The following is a 20,170-nucleotide window of genomic DNA, read 5'->3' as shown; positions in this document are numbered from 1 at the left end:
GTGTGTTGCCGGACCGCGGGACTCCCAGACCTCTAGGCCTGGCCGGGGTTGAGCTTGATGAACAGCGCGTCCATCTCGGCGCAGAGCCGGTCGCCGTCGTGCAGGGTGCCCTTGATGAACACCTTGCGGCCGTCGACCTTCTCCGCCCAGGCGCTGATGCGCAGCGGCTTGTTCAGCGGGGTGATCGAGCGGTACTGCACGTTGAGGTAGGCGGTACGGCTGACGTGCTGCACCGCAACGGCCGAGGCGAATCCACCGACGTCGTCGAAGGCGACCGCGACGTGCCCGCCGTGGGCGGCGTTGTTGCCGCCGAGGTGGAAGTCGCGGAACGTCAGCTCGGCGACGACACCGGCGTCGGTCACCTCGGTCACCTCATACGGCGGCAGCGTGATGTTGCCGCGTGACGGGAGGTCGATGCGCGTACCCGCGGGCGACTGCCATTCGTCGATCCGGGCCTTCGCGAGCCGCTCGTTGACGGCGGTCAGATGGTCGATGAGTTCGGCCACCTCCGAATCGTCGGGGCAGGCGTAGCGCGCGTTGTCCATGAGCAACCGGACCTGCTCGCTGAACTCGCCGTACCTCGGGCCACCGCGCTCGGTGGTGATCGCCGTGTGCGCCCGGAAGCCACCTTCGTGGGGGTCTTCTTCGACGGTCTCGACAGCGCGATCGTTTGCATCACTCACCCGGCAACCGTATAAGAAGCCCGGGATCAGCCAGTGGCGAGGGAGCCCCGCGGGGCCGGTCCGCCGCCGGCAGGTGGCATGGCGGCTCCTGGGTCCGGTCAGGCCCCACTTCGGTGCGTGTCGTCGTTCGCGCCATCGGCCCGCCGGTGATCGGCGAGGTCCACACACACCGCACCGCGGGCCAGGCGTCGCGTCGAATCCGGGACATAGTCCGGAACCCCGCGCGGCCCGCGCTCCTTCTCGTCACGGATCTTGACCGCTCGCCCGATAACGACGGCGATCACCACCGACAACACGCACCAGCCACCCCCGATGACCAGAATCCACCCCCATACAGCCATGAGGACAGCTAACCACCCAAAACTGAGATTCTGGTGATGTTCGAGGTAAGTTCGGCAGCTCAACGGCGAATCGGCAGTGATCTGCGCCCAATTCGTGCCGTCATCGTGACCAAATGCGCATTCGCGCGGCCTTGCGGCTCCGCCCGTGCACCCCATCGCCCGACCGTCGGTTCGCACCGGCCCGCGATTAGGCTGAGCGCATGAGTGCGACGCCCGACACCGAGACCACCGCTGACCAGCCGCAGCCGTTCGATCCGTCGCAGTGGGTCGACGTGCCGGGATTCGCCGACCTCACCGACATCACCTATCACCGCCACGCGGGCCAGGGCCGCGAGTACGGCATCGTGCGGATCGCCTTCGACCGGCCCGAGGTCCGCAACGCGTTCCGGCCGCACACCGTCGACGAGCTGTACCGAGTCCTCGACCACGCTCGCCGCAGCCCCGATGTGGGCACCATCCTGCTCACCGGCAACGGACCGAGCCCCAAGGACGGCGGGTGGGCGTTCTGCAGCGGCGGCGACCAGCGCATCCGCGGCCGTTCCGGCTACCAGTACGCCACCAGCCATGATTCCGACGTCGCCGGCGCGGGTGCCGACACCGTCGACGCCGCACGGGTGAAGGCCGAGGGCGGGCGCCTGCACATCCTGGAGGTCCAGCGCCTCATCCGCACGATGCCCAAGGTCGTCATCGCGGTGGTCAACGGCTGGGCGGCCGGCGGCGGCCATTCGCTGCATGTGGTGTGCGACCTCACCCTCGCCTCGGCCGAACACGCCCGGTTCAAGCAGACCGACGCCGACGTGGGTTCGTTCGACGCCGGTTACGGCAGCGCCTACCTCGCCAAGCAGGTCGGCCAGAAGTTCGCCCGCGAGATCTTCTTCCTCGGTGAGGCCTATGACGCCGACACCATGCACCGCATGGGCGCGGTCAACCGCGTTGCGCCGCACGCAGATCTGGAGACGACCGCCATCGAGTGGGCGCGGAAGATCAACGGCAAGTCGCCGACGGCACAGCGCATGCTGAAGTTCGCCTTCAACCTCACCGACGACGGGCTCATGGGCCAGCAGGTGTTCGCCGGTGAGGCCACCCGCCTGGCCTACATGACCGATGAGGCCGTCGAAGGGCGAGATGCGTTCCTGGAGAAGCGCGATCCGCGGTGGGACGACTACCCGTACTACTACTGAACTCTCACCACCGGTCGAGCACTACCGGTCGAGAAGCATCGAGATCACCCGCGGGACAACAGCATCGCACCCGCTGCGCGTTGGCTCGAGTGCCGATCGCCGCAAACCGTCGCCGCGCCGCCTCGCCTGAACCGACGCGGAAATCGCGTCCGCCTCAGCACCACCGAAGGGCAATCTGCCCTCGGAATCCGCTGAGATGGATGCGATTTCACGGAGATCCCCGGGAATCGCCGACCCCTCCGACGGCTAGTCCTCGGCTCCGCACGCCGGCACATCGACCTTGACTGTCGGGTCGTCGACCAGCGGCTGGATGGGCACCTCGGCCTCACCCTTCGCAGTGGTCGGCTCGTCGATCTTCAGCGTGATCGTCACGGTCTGTCCCGGTGGGATTCCCACGCGCGTGGAGTAATACGGCCGGTCGTGCAGTGTCTGCTCGACGTAGAAGGCACCACCCTCGCCGAGTGTCATCTCCTTGAGCACGGCGCCCTTGGTCGTCAGGAACTCGACGTTCGCGAGGTTGGTGCCCTTGTTCACCGACAGGTCGGTGCCCAGCCCTCCGGCGACATAGTCGGTGAGGTCGGTGGTGTCGAGGGTGTTGGTGAGCTTGACCGTGATCGTCGATTCGCGCGTGTCGCCCGTGCACGGCCCGGACGTGTAACTGATGTCGCGTCGTAGGTAGTAGTCGAGTTTGGTGCCCGAGGCGTTGCCGATCGCGACCTGCAGGTAGGGCGAGGTGGTGTCGGAGATCTGATGGCCCAGATTGGTGGTCTCGAGGATCTTCTGTTCCTCGCCGGTCGTGCTGTAGACCATGATCCGTCGCTCGTGCACGCCGCGCCCGAGCGCCTCGAGCAGCTTGCGCGTGCTGCCCCCGGACGTGATGAGCTTCTTCACCACGGCTCCCGAGATGTTCTGCAAGTAGTCTTTTCGCGCCTCGTTGTCCGTGGCGTATCGCTGATACGCGGTGGACAGCGTGATGGGTACGACGTTGTCGGCGGTGATCTTCTCACCGTCGGGCAGCGTCACCGTCCCGACGACCTCGAGGACATACTTCAGCGCGATCGGGTCGAGCGCGATCGCGCCGTCGAGCCGCTGGCCGGTCTGCGCCCTCCAGTTGGCGATCCAGATCTGTGCGGCGTCGGTGAAGTCGGCGCTGAGGTTTCCGTTGCGGAAGTCGGTGTAGGGCTTGTAGTACGAGTAGATCGCGTCGTACTCCGGACCCAGGTTGATCGTCGGTGTCGCCGGATCGCGGAACTCCGAGTTCGCACCCAGTTCCGGTATGGTCACGCGGCCGTCTGCCGCTCTGAGCACCGCGAATCCGCCTACGAGACCGCCGGTTCCGCGTGCTTCCGAGGGGGTCTGGAACGCCATGAAGTAGTTTCTCGGCCCGGTCGATCCCAGCATCGACGGGACCAGCTGTGCGGCGATGTTGGTCGCCTGGACGGTCGAGTCCGCGGCGTCGACCTGGTCGGCCAACTGGGTCTTGGCATCGGCAACCACACCGAGCCAGCTCGGGTTGATCGAGGACACCTGTTCGGCGACGGCGGCCGACTTCTCGGCCACCGACTGCAGGGCCGGCTGGGCGTCGCGGAGCAGCTCGAGGTTCACCGTGTTACCGGTCCGCAGCTGATCGGGGTCGAGGACCGACGCGAGGTCGGCCGCCGGAACCAGGACGTCGGCCGACAGCGACTCGACCGCATCGCTCATCTGCTGCACCGACTTCAGCGGCGATCCGAGCGCGGGAACCGCGGCGACGGCCGACCAGAGCAAGCCGTGCGACCTCTCCGAGGCGTCCTCCGCCCGCGCGGCCGCCGATTCCGCCGCGGCCCGGGCGCCGGCCTGGTCGCCGTCGAGCATCAGCGTCCTGGCCTGACCGGCGTCGGTGCGCACCGATTCCAGGTCGCCCTTCACCTTCAGCGCCGAATACGCGAGCCAGGCCACCGCGGCGGCTGCGAGTACGACCACCACCGCGAGGATCTGTACGGCGCGGTTGCTCACCATACGGCGGATCATCGGCTCTCCCCCGTCGACCGCTCACCGGCGGGACCGGACGCATGGACCTGCCCCGCAAGCCATCCGGTGACCGTTTCCACCTTGGGTTCGATCTCGGCGAACACGCGGTCGAAGTCCTCACGCGGGCGACCCATCGGATCGACGATGTCGAGCAGGCCGGAGTTGGGATCGATGCGTCCGCGGCCGGCGATGATCTCCGTCAGCGAACCGATGTCGGTGAGCGCCGCGAACTCGGTGAGGGTGAACACCCGCTTCCACCGGACCGGCGCCATCTGCTGAACGGCGGCACGGTGTTCCCGGCTCATGCACAACACCAGGTCGGCATCGCCCAGCATGGGAGGGCGCAGGTATCGGGCCTCGAATCCTTCTGCGTTGTAGCCGTTTTCGGTGAGCACTGCGGCGGAGTGCGGATGGATCGGCGCTCCGTTGAGCGCGCCGACACCCGCACTGGTCGACGAGACCGGCACGCCCGCCCTGGTCGCCAGGGCGTCCAGGACACGCTCACCGATCGGCGAGCGGCAGATGTTGCCGGTACAGACGAACAGGATCGACATCTGCCGGGCCGGTTCGTCCGGGGACGACCCCTGTCCGGACGATCCCTGTCCAGACGATCCCGGCCGATCGGATTCGGTCACCATTCCTCCTCGATTCTGCGGGCCATCCGGCGCATCACATCCGGATGCCCCAGCTCCGCGTGCGTCGTGCCGGCGGTCATCACCTCGACACTCGTCCCGTCGGCCGCCTCGACGGCCCTCATCCAGCGTGTGCTGTCCGGATTGTCGTCGGCGGCAACGTAGATGACCTTGCCGACGCCGATCGGCCGCAGGTCGTATGCCCGCGCCGCCGCCGCCATCGCCCGCGTTCGATCTTCGAACCGTTGCAGCGCTTGCGGATCGTGCTGCTCGGCGGCCGCGCGCAGCGGATGATCGTCGGGCAACAACTCGTCGTCGCCGACCTCCCGCAGTTCCGCAGGGGTGCGCGAGTCGAGGATCATCAGGGTCGCGACCTGTTCGCCCGCGTCGACGAGCCGGCGGGCGACCTCGTGGGCGATCAGCCCGCCGAGCGACCATCCGACGAGGGTGTAGGGACCCTTCGGTTGCGCCTGCCGCAGCGCGGCGACATGCAGGGCCGCGATCTCGTCGAGAGTGGACGGGAGTTCGCGGTCGGCGAGCACGAGTTCGGGCAGTTGCAGTCCGAAAGCCGCGGCCGAGCGCAGGGATTCGCCGAGCGCGCGGAACGGTTCGACGGTGCCCGCCGCGGTGTGCACACACCAGACCACCCGACGCCCTGTCACGCTGTCGGTCTCTGTCACGCTGTCGGGCAGCGTGGTTCGCGACAGCGGCACCACGCGTCGAGCGAGCGGCCCGGGCTCTCCGGCCGTTCCCGCCTCGAGGGCGCGGGCGATCTCGGCGGGCGTTCGGCAGGTGAACAGGCGTGCGGCGTCGATGGTCATCCCGGTGCGCCGGGCGAGTTCGTCACGCAGCACCAGCAGTGCGAGGGAGTTGCCGCCGGCTGCGAAGAAGTCGTCGTCCATGCCGACCTGCAGGGCGGTCTCGTCGTCGGCGAGCACGGTGCGGAAGGACTCGAGAACAGCTGTCTCGAGCGGGTTTTCGGGCTCCCGTGCCGAACTCGACCACACCGGTTCGGGCAGGCGCTTCTCGTCGATCTTGCCCGCACCGGTCAGCGGTAGCCCGTCCATCTCGATGAAGCGGCTCGGCACCATGTGGCGGGGCAGCACCGCGCGGCATTCGGCGGCGAGGTCGTCGGCGGGTACCGGCGAGACGACATACGAGACGAGCGCGGGGCCCACCGGACCCTTCCGCAGGACGGTGACCGACCGTCGGGCGCCGGCCCGAACGATCACCGCATCGATCTCGGCGGGTTCCACCCGCTGTCCGCGGATCTTGACCTGACGGTCGGCGCGGCCGAGGTAGACGAGCTCACCGGTGTCACGGTCCCACCGCACCAGGTCGCCGGTGCGGTAGCGGCGCCGGCCCTCGGGTCCGGCGACGAAGGTCGCGGCCGTCGACTCCGGATCACCGAGATAGCCGCGGGCGAGCCCGGTCCCGCTGATGTACAGCTCGCCGACGACGCCCGGCGGCACATGTCGCAGCCGGGTGTCGAGCACCTCGGCCCCGATACCTGGCCGCGGATGCCCGAGGCGGATCGGGTCGCCGTCGCGGTAGGCGCTGGTGGAGACCGTCACTGTCGTCTCGGTGGGCCCGTAGATGTTCATCACCTGGGCGTGACCGGACCAGGCTGCGGCGAGGTCCGCCGGCAACGCCTCACCGCCGATGTAGACCAGACGCAACGAGGTGATGGCCCCCGGTTGCAGTGTTTGCATCACCGACGGGGTCGCGGTGAACACGCTGACACCCGTGTCGTCGAGGAATCGGGACAGATCCCGGCCGCCGGAGACCTCGGCGGGCACGACGACCAATGTCGCTCCCGCGGCGAGCGGCAGCAGCATGTCGTGCAGCGTGGCGTCGAAGCCGGGGCTGATCGCCATCCCGACCCGATCCGACGGTTCGACGTCGCCCAGGGACGCAACCCGGTGGACACCGCGGTGGGTGACCCCGACGATGTTCGGTGTGCCGGTGGTACCCGATGTCGTGATGATGTAGGCGAGGTCGTCGCGCGACACGCGTGTGACCGGCTCGGGCACAACGTGTCCCGACTGATCCTTCGGGGGTTGCGGCGGGATGTCGGATGGTCCGATCGCGGTGGCGCGCGCCCCGGCGATCACGTGATCGATGCGTGCGGCCGGGTAGGTCACGTCGACGGGCACGCAGATGCCGCCGATGCGGCTCACGGCCCAGATCGCGACCACCGATTCGACGGATCGGGGCACCACGACGGCCACCGCTTGCCGCGCACCGAGGCCACGTGCGATCAGTGCCCGGGCGGTGACCGACACCCACGCGTCGAGTTCGCGATAGGTGAGGGTCCTGGTGCCGTCGGCGATCGCGGGACGATCGGGGAATGCCGCGACAGCGTCGGTGAGCAGTTCACCGAGCAGGGGCTCGGCATCGGTCGTCGACGCCGGTTCCGCCCGGCGCAGGACGAATGCGCGTTCGGCCTCGGTGAGGGGTTCGATCGCCGCCACCCGGCACGAGGGGTCACCGGTCACCGCCTCGACGGCCGCGACCACACGCTCTCCCAGCCCGCGGATCACGCTCTCGTCGAACAGATCTCGTGCGTGGTGAAGTTGGATCCGCCACCCGCCGGAATCGGCGACGGCGACGATGTGCAGGTCGAACTCACTGCGGGGAGCCATCTGATCGAAACCCGCCCCGACGGCGGCGAAGTCGGGTGAGGGCATCACGCCGGCCGATTCCGGTTCGACCACGGAGAACGCCACCTGCACGAGAGGGTGACGACCGGGCACTCGCGGCGGATCGACGAGCGCGACGACGTCGTCGAGGGCGATGGCGGCATGGTCGAGCGCGGCGAGGTCGTCGTCGCGGACCCGCTCGATGAGTTCACCGACCGTCGCGTCGGGGGCCACCCGGGTGCGCAGCACGACGGTGGAGATGAGCATGCCCACCGTGGCGGCGCTGTCGGCGTCGCGCCGCAGCGACGCCGGTGTCGCGACCGCGATGTCGTCGGAGCCGGCTTGGGCTGCCAGCGCGAGGACCGTGGCGGCGTGCAGGACATGGAAGTCGGTGGCTCGCGCTCGCCGCGCGGTCGATGAAACAGCCTGGGCAGCACCATTTGTGAGCCGGTACTCGACCATCGAGGTCCGCAGATCGCGCTGTTCGGGCCGACGCTGGGCGAGGTCGAGTTCGCCGCTGTACCCCTCGAGCGCGTGTCGCCAGTGGTCGAGCAGTTCGGGACGGGTGCGGTCCTCCTCGACAGCCATCCGCCGGGCGATGACATCGAAGCCGACCGGTGCGGGTCCGAGCTCCTCACCGGCGAGGAGCTCGCCGAGCTCGCTCGCCACGATGGCCGCGGACTCGCCGTCCAGGGCGATGTGGTGGGCCACGATGATCACCGCGACCGGGCCGTCGATCCCGTGGCCCGTCCGGCCGGTCACCAGCCACGCCCGGACCGGCGGGTCGCCGGCGAGATCGAATGGTGCGGCGAGGGTTTCCATCACCTGGGCGGCGGCACCGGACTCCTCGCCCGGGGCGTCGAGCACGGCGGCGGCGAGCACGGCGGCGTCGAGTTGCCGGACCACCGGCCGCCATCCGTCGAGGACTCGCTGGCGAGGCCCGGCCGGAGTGGAGAGGTAGCGGGTGCGCAGGGCGGGGTGGCGGCCGATGACCGTCTCGACCGCGGTGACCACGTCGGACTCGGCGATGCCCGCGGGCACGGGCACCACCACGGGCACGGCGTAGATGGCGACCTGACCGAGCATCTGTGCGCCCACCCACATCCGTCGCTGGGTGGGAGCCAATGGTCCGTCGGCGGAGTCGGTGTCGCCGGCCACCGGGGTGCCGGCACGTGAATGCCCGGGCGCGCCGGTGTCCGTCGCCTGCTCGCGATCGAGTTGCGAGACGGCGCCCGCGAGCGCAGCAGGCGTCGGGTGCTCGAAGAGCAGACGGGTGGGGATCCGGATGCCGAGGTGGCGTCCCAGCGCCGAGGTGACCCTGGTGGCCGACAGCGACGTGCCGCCGAGCGTGAAGAAGTCGTCCGTATCGCCGACCTCCGGCGCCGCCGTGCCGGGCACACCTCCCCCGAGGACGTCGGCCATGATCGTGGCGATCTCGTCGGTGAGCCCGGCGTCGACGGCGGCGTCGACGGCGGCGACCACCGACGACTCGGAATCCACAGGTGTGGCCGCCGTGCCGAACTCGTTGCCCGCGGCAACAGGGAAGACCTGATCGGGATCCTCGGCGGCGGCGAGCAGCATCGCGCGGAAGTCGTCGAGCAGGGCGCGCGCGACCTGCGCCGGGATGTGGCCTGAGTGCACCACGGTGATGTGCAGTTCGTCGTCGTGTTCGGCGAGGACCACCTCGACGTCGAACTTCGCGTCGACCGTCGTGGTGGCCTCGGAGAGGAGCGTCGCCGACACCCCGGACAGGACGATGTCCCCGGATGCCTGCGGCAGGACGTCCTGATTGACCAGCAGGACCGTGATCAGCGGATCGACGCCTTCCCTGGCGTCGGGACGGACCGTCCGCGCGACGTCCTCATAGGGCACCTCGCTGTGCGGGAGCGCGGCCAGTGCCGCGTTGCGCGCCTGCTCGACGAACTCGCGGATGGGTGCGTCGGGGCGCAGCCGGGTGCGCAGGGCGACGGTGTTGACGAACATGCCCACCACCGATTCCCATTCGGGTGCGTGGCGGCCGTGCACCGGCACACCGATCACCGTGTCCCACTCCCCCGTCCACTGACCGATGACCGCCGTCAGCGCCGCGTGCGCGACCTGGAAGACGGTGGCCGAGAGCGACTTCGCGGTCTGACGGAGGGATTCGGTCCCGTCGATCGACCCGTGGATGCGGCCGGTCACGCCGGTCGTGTCGACGTCGCGCCGGCCCGGGAGTCGCAGCGGCCCCGGCGCATCCCCGAGCGTCGAGGTCCAGAACCGCAGTTCCCGCGCATACCGGCCGGCGGGGTCGGACGGGTCACCGAGCCGGTGGAGTTGCCACTGGGTGAAGTCGGCGTAGGTGAAGGCCTCGTCGGCGGGCACCGCCAGCCGCTCCCCCTCGTACGCGCGGATCAGATCGGCGAGCAACACACGCACCGACCATCCGTCGATGGCGATGTGGTGCAGAACCGCCGCGAGGTACAGCTCGGAGTCCTCGGCCCCCTCGACCTCGAAGACCGCCGCGCGGAAACCGGTCTCGTTCTCGAGATCGAACGGTCGGCGCAGATAGTCGGTGATCTGTTCCTCGAGGCCGTGGGGACCGGCGGCGGCGTCGACGACGCGGTGCCGCAGCACCGGACTGCGGTGTTCGATCCGTCGCTGCAGCGGGCCGGTGGCCGAGTCCGGGTAGACGGTGCGGAGTACCGCGTGCGCCCCGACGACCTCGTCGACCGCCTTGCGCAGGCGTGCGAGGTCGACGCGGCCGTGGAACCGCAACACCACCGGGACGTGGTACGCGGTCGATCGCGGATCGATGTGATGGTGAATCCACATGCGTCGCTGGGGATATGCCAGCGGCAACTGTTCCGGCACGGGCAGTCGCGCCGGTGCCGGCGACGAGCGGCGCTGGTCGGTGTCCGGATCGTCGAGGAGCTCGGCGACGCGGCCGGCGACCCCACTGATCGTCCGTGCCTCGAACAATGTGCGGACGCCGATCTCGGCCCCGGTCACCGACGACAACCGGGACGTCACCTGTGTCGCCGACAGCGAGGTGCCGCCCTCGGCGAAGAAGTCGGAGTCGGCGACCATCGACTCGGCCGGTCGCCCGAGGACCTCGGCCCAGACCGCTGCGACGAGTTCCTCGGTCATCCCGGCCGGTGCACGACCGGCACCAGGACGTCCGTCCGCCGTCGGCCCGGAGAGGTCGGGGTCGGGCAGGGCGGCCATGTCGATCTTGCCGTTACGGCCGATGGGCAGGTCGGGCACCGCGACGAACGCGCCGGGAATCATGCTGCGCGGCAAAATATGTGACAGTTGTGCCGGCAACTCGTCGAGGCCGGACCCGGCGGCGGTGTCGCCGACCACCCACGACACCAGGATCTTCTCCCCGGCGGCGGTGGTGCGGGTGCCGGTGACCGAGGTCGCGACACCGGGCAGGCCCGAGAGTGCGGCGTCGATCTCGGCCGGTTCGAGCCGGATGCCGCGGATCTTGACCTGATCGTCGGTGCGGCCGTGGATGACGTAGGTGCCGTCCGCGCGCCGGTGCACGAGGTCACCGGTGCGGTACATGCGGCGTCCCGGACCGGTCGGGTCGGCGACGAAGGCGGCGGCGGTGGTGGCCGGATCGTCCAGATATCCACGGGCAAGGCAGTTCCCGGCCAGGTACAACTCGCCGACGGTGTGGTCGGGCACGGGCCGGAGAGCGGAATCGAGGACGTGCATGGTCACGCCGGCCAGTTCTCGGCCGATGTGAACGGGCCCGGCGGGGCTCGACGAATCCCCGGCATAGCGTGCGCTGCTCACCGCGACGGTCGCCTCGGTCGGGCCGTACTCGTTGCTCAACGCGCGATCACGTGCCCACTCGCGGACGAGCGCAGTACCGAGCGGTTCGCCGCCGACGGCCACATGGCGCACCTGCGGCAACTCCTCCGGCCGCAGGGTCGCCAGGACCGACGGGGTGGTGAGCAGGACCGTGACGTCCTCGGCGTCGACGAGGTCGGCGAGCTCGTCGGCGGCGATCACCTCGGGCGGGCACAACACGATGGTCGCGCCGACGATCCGGGGCGGGACCACACCCATCAGGTGAGCGTCGAATCCCGTTGCGTACGTGTGCAGCACGCGGTCGTCCGGGGTGAGCCGCAGCCGGTCGACGGTGTCGCGCGCCCAGTCGGCCAGGCCTCGATGGGTGACCTGGACACCCTTGGGCGTGCCGGTCGTGCCGGAGGTGAAGGTGATGTAGGCGATGTCATCGAGCGACACCGGACGCACACGCTGGTCGTCGTCGAACGGCTCGCCGGTCACCGAACTCGTTGTCTCCGAAATCAACTCGTCGACCGCCCAGACCGGCGTACCCGCGGTCACCTCCACGTCCGACGCCCCGGCGAGGGTGAACACCGCCGCGGGGCGGCAGCGGTCGATGATCATGCGACGACGCTCGGGCGGATCGGCGGGGTCGATGTTGACGAAGGCGGCGCCCGCGCGGGCGATCGCTGCGGTCGCGAGGACCCCGAACACCGATCGCGGCAGCAACGCCACGACCACGTCACCGGCGCCGATGCCGTGCTCGACGAGCACGCGAGCGAGAGAGGTCGAGAGGCGGTCGAAGTCGGCGCGGCCGATCTCGGGGCCGTACCCGGGGACCGGGTACCGCCGGTCGACGACGGCGACCGTGTGGGCTTCGGCGGCGCCGGCTCCGACTGGTCGCCCGGACAGGAGCGTGCCGAGCGTCTCCGGCTGCCGGCGAGCCGGTTGTCCGGTGTGCACCGACGATTCGGGAGCCAGCAGCGACACGACCGGACGTTCGGGGTCGGCCACTCCGAGGCGCAGCGTCTCGACGACGAGTCCACACAGCGCTTCCAGTCGGTCCGCGGTGGCCACCGTATCAGTGCAGGCCATCGTCAGATGCAATGCGCCGTCGCGCCGGTACATCGACACGTCGACTCCGAACAGAGGTACGCCGAACGCTCCCGCGCTCCCCAGCTGCGAGGTCCCCGGCGCCGAACTCCCGGCAACCGGAGTCTCGGACCCCAGCAGCCCCGCGGCGACCACCTCATCCGGCACCGCCCCGAACGACACCTCGAACAGGGGCGTTCCCGCTCCCGCGCGGCGAGGGTCGGCGATCTCGGTGATCTCGGTGAGCGGCAGGTCGGCGTGGGCGAACGCACCGAGGTCCACCGCGGTGACCGCGGCGATCAGCGCGTCGAACGAGATGTCGAGATCGACCGGGGTGTGCAGCGGCACCGCACGGGCGAACAGTCCCGGCACCGGGATCAACTGCGGATCGATCCGCCCGGACAGGGCGGTGCCCACGGTGACCACGTCGGTGTTGCCCTGACGTGCCAGCACGGCCGCCAGCGCGGTGTGCGCGACGATGAACGGGGTGGTGCGCCGCACGACGGCGAGATCGTCGAGGGCAGTGGTCGTCGTCTCGTCGAGGGCGGCGTGCGCTCGGTGGACGGTGACGTCGCCGCCGGCGTGCGCGTCCGTTGCCGCCTGCAGGTTGACCTCCGGCAGCCGCAACGGTTCGACGGGACGCGCGAACGCCGACTTCCAGTGCGCGACCAGTTCCTCATGCCTGTCCGCCAACGTGGCCTGCCGCCATGCCGAGTAGTGGCGGTAGTCGACGTCGTGGGATGCCGGCAGTGTGCCGCCGAGCGCGGCGTCCAGCTCTGCGGCGAGGATCGGGAAGGACTCGCCGTCGACGGCGATGTGATGAACCACGACCAGGAGCCATGTCACGCCGTCGACCTCACGGAGTCGCAGGCGCCAGGGCAACGACGTCGCGAGATCGATCGGACCGAGCATCGCGCCGAGTTCGTCGGCCACATCACCCGCGGAGAGCCGCCGTGCGTCCGCCCCGAGCTGCGCGTCCAGGTGGGCGAGCACGTCGGCGTCGCTCCACCGATTCTGCACCGGAACCCGTTCGCGCACAACGAAGGAGGTGCGCAGGGCGTCGTGCCTGGTCACGATCTGCGCCAGCGCGCGGCGAGTGTCTGCGGGCGAGGCCTCGACCGGTAGCGCCAGCGGCATGAGGTAGCCGGTGAAGTCGGGTTCGGTGCGCCACCGCAACCACAGGTCCATCTGTTCCGGGGTGAGCGGCATCTGCTCCGAGACGTCCCGATGGTCGGCCGGGCGGGACCGCGCGTGAGCGGATGTGCTCGCGGACAACGTGTCCGGGAGCTGCAACTCGTCGTGAATCCGCGCCGCGAGCTCCGCTACCGTCGGAGCGTCGAAGACGTCGGCGACGCTGACCCGGTGGCCCATTCCGGCGAGGGTGGCGGCGAGCCGGGCGGCCGACAGCGACGTACCGCCCGCCGCGAAGAAGTTGGTGTCCGCGCCGATGCCGGTGGTGTCGCTGCCGGTGACCGCCCCCATCGCGGTGGCCACGACCTGCTCGTCCGGACTCAGTGCCCGAGACCGGGCGGCGGAGTTCTCGGCGAGCACACCGATCAGCTTGTGCCGGTCGAGCTTTCCGGTCGAGGTCATCGGCCAGCCGTCGACGATGGCCAGTCGCGCCGGGACGGTGTGCGCGGGCAGCCGTTCGGCGCATGCGGTCAGGATCGATTCCTCGTCGAGCCCGTCGAGGACGTCGAAGTCCGCCAGTCCGTCCTCGGTGACGAAGGCGAGGAGGCGTTCGTCACCGGCACGACGCCCTTGGTCGACCAGGACGCGAGCGTCGCCGACACCGGGGATACCGCGCAGTACGGCGACGATCTCCCCGAGCTCGATGCGGTACCCGCGGATCTGAACCTGATCGTCGTTGCGGCCCAGGTAGATCAGGCTCCCCGGCGCGATCTCGCGCACGCGGTCACCGGTGCGGTACATCCGGCGGCCGCCGCCCGCGGGGTCGGCGACGAACCGGGTCGCGGTCAGCCCCGACGCATTGTGATAGCCGAGCGCCAGCTGGTCACCGACGACATACAGTTCGCCGACGGCGCCATGCGGCACCGGTCGGAGCTCGCGGTCGAGGACCATCACGTCGGCGCCGTCGAGCGGTGCACCGACATGGCTGCGTTCGTCGTCGACGTCGACGTCCACCGCGGTGAGGTGCACGGTGGTCTCGGTGATGCCGTACATGTTGACCAGCCGGACATCCGGATGTTCGGCCGCCCAGGTACGCAAGGTGGCCGGTGCCAGCGCTTCTCCGCCGAACACCACGGCGCGCAGAGACGCGGGCGGCTCGGGTACGCGCACCGTCGGGTCGGTGAGAAGTGCGAAGGCCGTGGGGGTCTGGGACAGGACCGTGACACCGTGGCGATCGAGCGCCGACGCCAGGAGACGTGGGTCGCGGACTGCGGTCTGCTCGACGGCGACCACGGTGCCGCCGGCGGCCAACGCTCCCAGGATCTCCCAGACCGAGAAGTCGAAGGCATACGAGTGCGTCCAGCTCCAGACGTCCTCACCGGTCGCGCCGATGGCGTGCAGGGCGGCTCCCAGCATCGCCGCCAGGTTGCGGCGGGTCACCATCACCGCCTTCGGCACCCCGGTCGACCCGGAGGTGTGGATCACGTAAGCCGCACCCGGGATCGGTTGCGCCACACCCATACCCACACCAATCGATACTGTCGGTCCGTCCTCGATGAGTGCGGCCGGTGCGGTGGTGGCGAGAATCAGATCGATGCGGGATTGCGGATGGTCCGGATCGATCGGTACGTAAACGGCGTCGGCCATCAGGGTGCCGATCATGGCCACCACCGTGTCGGCACCGCGACCCATGATCAGCGCCACGCGGTCACCCGGCCGCACCCCCAGCTCGCCGAGCTCCGACGCTATCGCGCGAGCACGCTCGACCAGCCCGCCGTAGGAAAGCCGTTGCTCACCCGCGACGACGGCCGGGAAATCCGGGGCGAGCGCCGCGCGACGCACGAGGGCATCGACCGGATCGACCGGCGCGGTTCGGCGCTGTCCGTCGCCTGCGCGCGGTGACAGCGAGCCTGCCGGCACGCAGCGCGCGATCCGGTCCGGCGGTGCCGCCGAGCCGAGCGCGGCGACGGTCTCCACGAATCGGTCCAGCAGATGTTCGGCGGCCACCGGGTCGACGCGGTTCTCGGCGATCGTCAGGGTGAGCGACAGGCCCTGCTCGTCGTCGATCAGGCTGAACTCCAACGCCGTTCGCGCCTCGCCGGTCGGGATCGTCTGCACCCGGTCGAACACGTCCGACCCGGCGGGATCGGGGCGGGAGGCGTGGTAGGCGAAGATGACGTCGGCCAGCCCGGTGGGTGCCGCGTCGGCGTGGGCGATCGCCCCGGCGAGGTCCTTCCCGACCGTGGCGAGTGCCTCGTCGACGCCACTGCGCCGAATGCCGACGGTCCGGACGGGCACGGTTTCGACGAACATGCCGACGGGGCGCAGTTCCTCGGTGGTGAATCGTCCGGAGACCGGCATCGACATCACGATGTCGTCGGTGTCGCAGTACTCGGCCAGCGTCGCCGACAATGCCACGCACAGGAGTGTGTTGAGGGTCGTCCCGGCGTGTGTCGCGCGCGCGACGGCGGCCTCGCGGACATCACGGCCGAGGAGGCGGTGCCGGTAGGTCGCCGGCCCGGCGGTGAGTCCGCCCGGTGCGGCGCGGGCCGGTTCGGGTAGCGACAGGCCGGCGGGCGCGTTCCGCATCGTGCGGGTCCAGAAGATCTCGGCCGCAGAGGTTTCGGCCGCAGGGGTCTCGGCTACGCCGCGTGCCTGCAGAGCTGCACTGAAACCGGGTGCCTCATCGGTCCACACCGGCTCGACGCCCGCCGTTCGCGCGCGCACCGCGTGAGCGAAGTCCTCGACCATGATGTGCAGCGACCACTCGTCGATCGCGATGTGGTGGGCGACGAGCACCAGCTCGGTCCGTTCGCCGGTGGCGTCGATGACCGCGCGCCACGGCGCATCCACGGTGAGGTCGAACGGCGCCGACACCGCGATCTCGGTGCCGGTGGAATCCAGTGTGGCGCTGGTGATCGGCGCGGCGGCGCGTGCCTCGACCTCGTCGCGGACGCTTGCCACGGGCTCGCCGTCGACATCCGGATACACCGTCCGCAGGGCTTCGTGTCTGGCCGCGACATCGATCAGCGCGGCGCGCGCGGCGTGAGCGGAGACGTCCGGCGCGAGGGTGAGGCGGACCGCGAGGTGATACACGCTCGCCCGCCGGTCGGCCCGGTTGAGCAGCCAGATCTCGTGCTGGGCGCGGGTCGGCCGGTAACTGACCGAACCCGACCCGCCGAGCCGGCGCGGGGCCGCGGCGTCGATGACGGCGGCGAGTTCGGCCGGCGTCGTCACGTCCGCGAGATCACGCACGTTGACGACGACGCCCAGCGAGTCACCGAGATGGGTGGCGAGTTGCAGAAAGCCCAGCGACGTGGCGCCGAGCTGGACCAGTTCGTCGTTCATGGACGGGCGTGCCACACCGAGAACATCGGTCAGTGCCCCGGCGACCGCCACCTCGGTCGGTGTCTCCGGGTCACGATGTGCCGCATATGTGTCGGGCGTTGCGTCGATGAGCCGCGCGACGGTCCCCCGGTCGATGTTCCCCGACCGGTCGGTCGGCACCGCGTCCAGGACGACGACGCGTCGAGGTCGCGCGACCGCGGGGACCTCGGCGTTGACCCGGCGCCGCACCGCGGCCCGCACCCGCCGGGCGTCCTGCACCGGCCCGGCTCCATCGGCGGTCGCCTCCAGCACGACGCCGACGTCGATGTCGGCGTCGGCCCCCGGTCCGGACACCACCACCGCCCACGCGACGCCCGCGACCTCCGCGGCGGCGCGTTCGAGTGCGGCGAGATCGACTCGTGCGCCGTTCACGGGAACGACCTCGGCTGCCCGGTGATCGACGACGAGGGTCCCGGTGCCCGGGTCGAGGTGTCCCCGATCGCCAGTGGCGATCATCCGTTCACCCGGCCGCCACGGGCAGGCGACGAAGCCTGCCGCGGTACGTCCGGGTTCGCCGGTGAAGCACTGGGGCAGAGGTTGTCCCGCGACGTAGATGTCTCCGGCGACCCCGTCGGGCACCCGCCGCAACCGGTGGTCGAGGACAGCGATGTCGACGCCCGGCCGCGGCGGTCCACTCGCCAGCGGACGATCTGTCGACGTATCGGGAGAGATGCGTCCCGGCAGGGTGTACGGACCGAGCGCGCCGAGCGGGAAGTAGGGCGTGAAGACGTCTCGGCCGAATGCCAGGCGCACAGTCGGGGCGGGCGCGAGATCCTCGCCGACGACCAGCACCGTGGTGGCCCGGATCGCATCCCCGTCGCCGGGCGTTCCGCTCCCCGCGATGCCGAGAAGGTCTCCGGGAGTGACGATCACATGCGTGTCGTGGTCGGCGGACCGGTCGACCAGCCGGAGTCCGTGGGCCGCTGCGGCGATCAGCTCCAGGTGTGCCGCCCAGGATGAGTCCGACGCACCGAAGGCGAGGCGACCGTATCCCAGATCTGTTGCAGCGGAGTCGAACACACCCTGGTCGAGGAGCGCCGCGAGTGCGCGCTGCGGGACCGCGACGACCCCTGCGCGCGACGCCCGGCCACCGCGTACGGCGACGTAGCACGCGACGTCGTCGGCGGTCGGCTGTCCGGGCGCCGACGTCGACGGCGCGGTCTCGGCAATATCGGCGAGAGTACGGACGGCGACTCCACTCCCGCCCATGCCCGGCGTGTCGCCGTCGGCGATGACGAACAGCGGCCGGGAGGCATCGACCATCTCGTCCGTGACCGCGTGCGGCGCCTGCGGATCCAGCAGGACGACCGCGGCTCCGCTGGTCGCGACGGCCCACCATGCCACCAGGCGGTCGATGCCCGGCGCGAGTGCGATCGCGACCGCAGTGCCGGGGCGCGCGCCGAGCGTGTGCAGCCGGGCCGCGAGGTCGCGCGCTCGCCCGGCGAGCCGATCGAAGGGCAGCATCTGCCGCGTCGACGACGCACCGGCGGTCTCGACGGCGAGCGAGCGCCCGTGCCGTGCGGCAGCGGCCGCGAGTGCCTGCGGCACGGTGTCCGGCCTCGGTGACGTCGAAGTGAGCTCCCCGCCGCCGGCCGGCGGAACGTACAACGGAAGATCGTCGATGCGGCTTTCCGGGGCCCGCAGCAGTGCGTCGGTGAAGGTGTCCAGCATCGCGAGGAACTGGCGATGGTGCTGGCCGACCTCGGCGTCGTCGTACCGGTTGGGATTGGCCTCCACGCCGATCATCAGCGACGGCTGCTCGCCGTCACCGGGCACCGGGTAGATGTTGATGGTGAGGTCGTCGGCCGGCCCCACCGTGAGGATGTGGAACGTGGCTGTTGCTTGCCCGCAGGGGAATTCGCGGTCGAACAGCATGAGGTTCAGCATGGGTCCGGAACGTTCCTGCGCGGCGGTGCGCGGGGTCGCGCCGCTCGCCTCGTCGGCGGCGACGTCGGCCCAGATGTCCTCGCCGCGGAACCGCTGATGCCGCAGGGCGCCCATCAGGGCGGCCTGAGTGGTGCGCAGCGCGTCGATGACGGTGGCCTCACCCGTGACGCGGGTCCGGAGCGGCACGATGTTGGCCACCGGCAGCGGTGTGGCCCGCAGGGCGGCCGTGGTGCGGGCGGCCACCGGGAACTGGAAGATGACCTCGTCGCCCTGGGCGGCGGCGCGTCCGAGATAGGCGGCGAAGGCCGCGACGAGAACGTTGGGCAGGATCGTCGACCGTTCCTGCGCGACCTGGCGCAGCCGGGCCATGGTGTCCTCGGGCACGGCACCGGCGACGCGGCGGGCGACGGCCGCCGGACGACCCTGGCGGTGTGCGAGCGTGGCGGGGATCCCGACGCCGGACATGGTCTCGCGCCAGTACGCGCGATCGGTGTCGAAGCGCGTGGAACCGCGGTATTCGGCGTCGGCACGCGCGGGCAGATCGAGGTCGACGGGCGCGACCTTCGGGGCCGGTTCGCCCGTCACCGCGGAGTGATAGGTCGCGAGCGCCTCGACCGTCCGGTCCTTGCCCCCCATGCCATCCGAGAGCAGGTGATGTCCGCGGATGTAGAGCAGGTACTTCTCTTCGGCGAGCCGGAACAGGCAGCCGCGCGCCGTGCGATCCACGCGCGGATCCAGGGCTCGCGAATAGTCCTGCTCCATCATGGCCTCGGCTGCCGCGCGGGGGTCTGCTCGATCGCGCAGGTCGATGATGTCGGGCCAGTAGTGCAGCGACGGATCATGAATCCCGACCAGCCCGGACTCGGTCTCCTCGAACCGCAACTGCGTGAACTTCGCACCCTGGACCGCGGCGCTCGTGGCACGCAGGAACAGCTCGGCGTCGATCGGACCGTCGATCTCGACATACTGGGCGACGTTGATGGGCACATCGGGCGCAGCCTGCTGCGTGAACCACAGGGAGCGCTGGGCCGCACTGAGAGCGAACCGCCGCGCCGGGTCCGGTGTGGACATCTCGGAGGCCGGCGAGTCGTTCACGGGCGTCCCGCCCGAACGCTCACCGGGTCCGTGGGACCGCGACCTCATGGGCCAGGCCGACCGTCTGTTCCCCCCGGTCCGGCATTGCGCACCCTGTCGACACCATCGGCGGATGGGTCGGCCTCACGAGCAATGGGGTCCGCCGCACAAGAAAATGGCATGGATCGGCCGCATGAACGAAACTTCGGCGTGGAAGAATTCAACGCCTTGCCTCACCACTCACCATGCGCCGTCCTCTTTCACATTGACCGCCGTCGACCTCGACTGATCAGTCCGGCCTCTTCACCACCGAGCTCACGTGGCCGTTGCCTA

The 20,170-nt window shown here is 70.2% G+C and carries 6 protein-coding genes; 1 reads left to right on the top strand and 5 read right to left on the bottom strand.

The window, feature by feature from the left end:
* Positions 1–32: 32 nt before the first annotated feature.
* Both H1R19_RS04785 and H1R19_RS04780 read right to left on the bottom strand, forming a co-directional pair.
* On the bottom strand, positions 33–683 hold the full coding sequence (locus tag H1R19_RS04785; RefSeq protein WP_188329660.1) for a PaaI family thioesterase: 651 nt from the start codon (positions 681–683) through the stop codon (positions 33–35).
* Between the two features lie 98 nt (positions 684–781).
* A complete protein-coding gene (locus tag H1R19_RS04780) occupies positions 782–1,024 on the bottom strand; it encodes a hypothetical protein (protein WP_188329659.1) in 243 nt (80 codons plus the stop codon).
* A gap of 200 nt (positions 1,025–1,224) precedes the next feature.
* On the opposite strand from H1R19_RS04780, the gene H1R19_RS04775 reads away from it, so the two are divergent.
* Entirely contained in the window at positions 1,225–2,205 is a 981-nt protein-coding gene (locus tag H1R19_RS04775; protein WP_188329658.1) for a 1,4-dihydroxy-2-naphthoyl-CoA synthase, read from the top strand.
* A 246-nt stretch (positions 2,206–2,451) separates the two neighbouring features.
* Here the strand turns inward: H1R19_RS04775 and H1R19_RS04770 are convergent, their stop codons facing one another.
* The 3 genes from H1R19_RS04770 to H1R19_RS04760 form a co-directional block, all read right to left on the bottom strand.
* Positions 2,452–4,215: a DUF4012 domain-containing protein gene (locus tag H1R19_RS04770; protein WP_219850693.1), complete on the bottom strand. Its 1,764-nt coding sequence runs from the start codon at positions 4,213–4,215 to the stop codon at positions 2,452–2,454.
* Positions 4,212–4,769, bottom strand: coding sequence for a low molecular weight protein-tyrosine-phosphatase (locus H1R19_RS04765; RefSeq protein WP_188329748.1), 558 nt, complete (start codon positions 4,767–4,769; stop codon positions 4,212–4,214). The genes H1R19_RS04770 and H1R19_RS04765 overlap by 4 nt, the downstream gene beginning before the upstream one ends.
* Before the next feature lie 77 nt (positions 4,770–4,846).
* Complete coding sequence (locus tag H1R19_RS04760; RefSeq protein WP_244970874.1) at positions 4,847–19,858, bottom strand: non-ribosomal peptide synthetase; 15,012 nt, start codon at positions 19,856–19,858, stop codon at positions 4,847–4,849.
* Positions 19,859–20,170: the final 312 nt, after the last annotated feature.

The sequence above is a fragment of the Gordonia jinghuaiqii genome, from assembly GCF_014041935.1.
Classification (GTDB): domain Bacteria; phylum Actinomycetota; class Actinomycetes; order Mycobacteriales; family Mycobacteriaceae; genus Gordonia; species Gordonia jinghuaiqii.
This window is presented reverse-complemented; position numbering and strand designations above follow the sequence as displayed.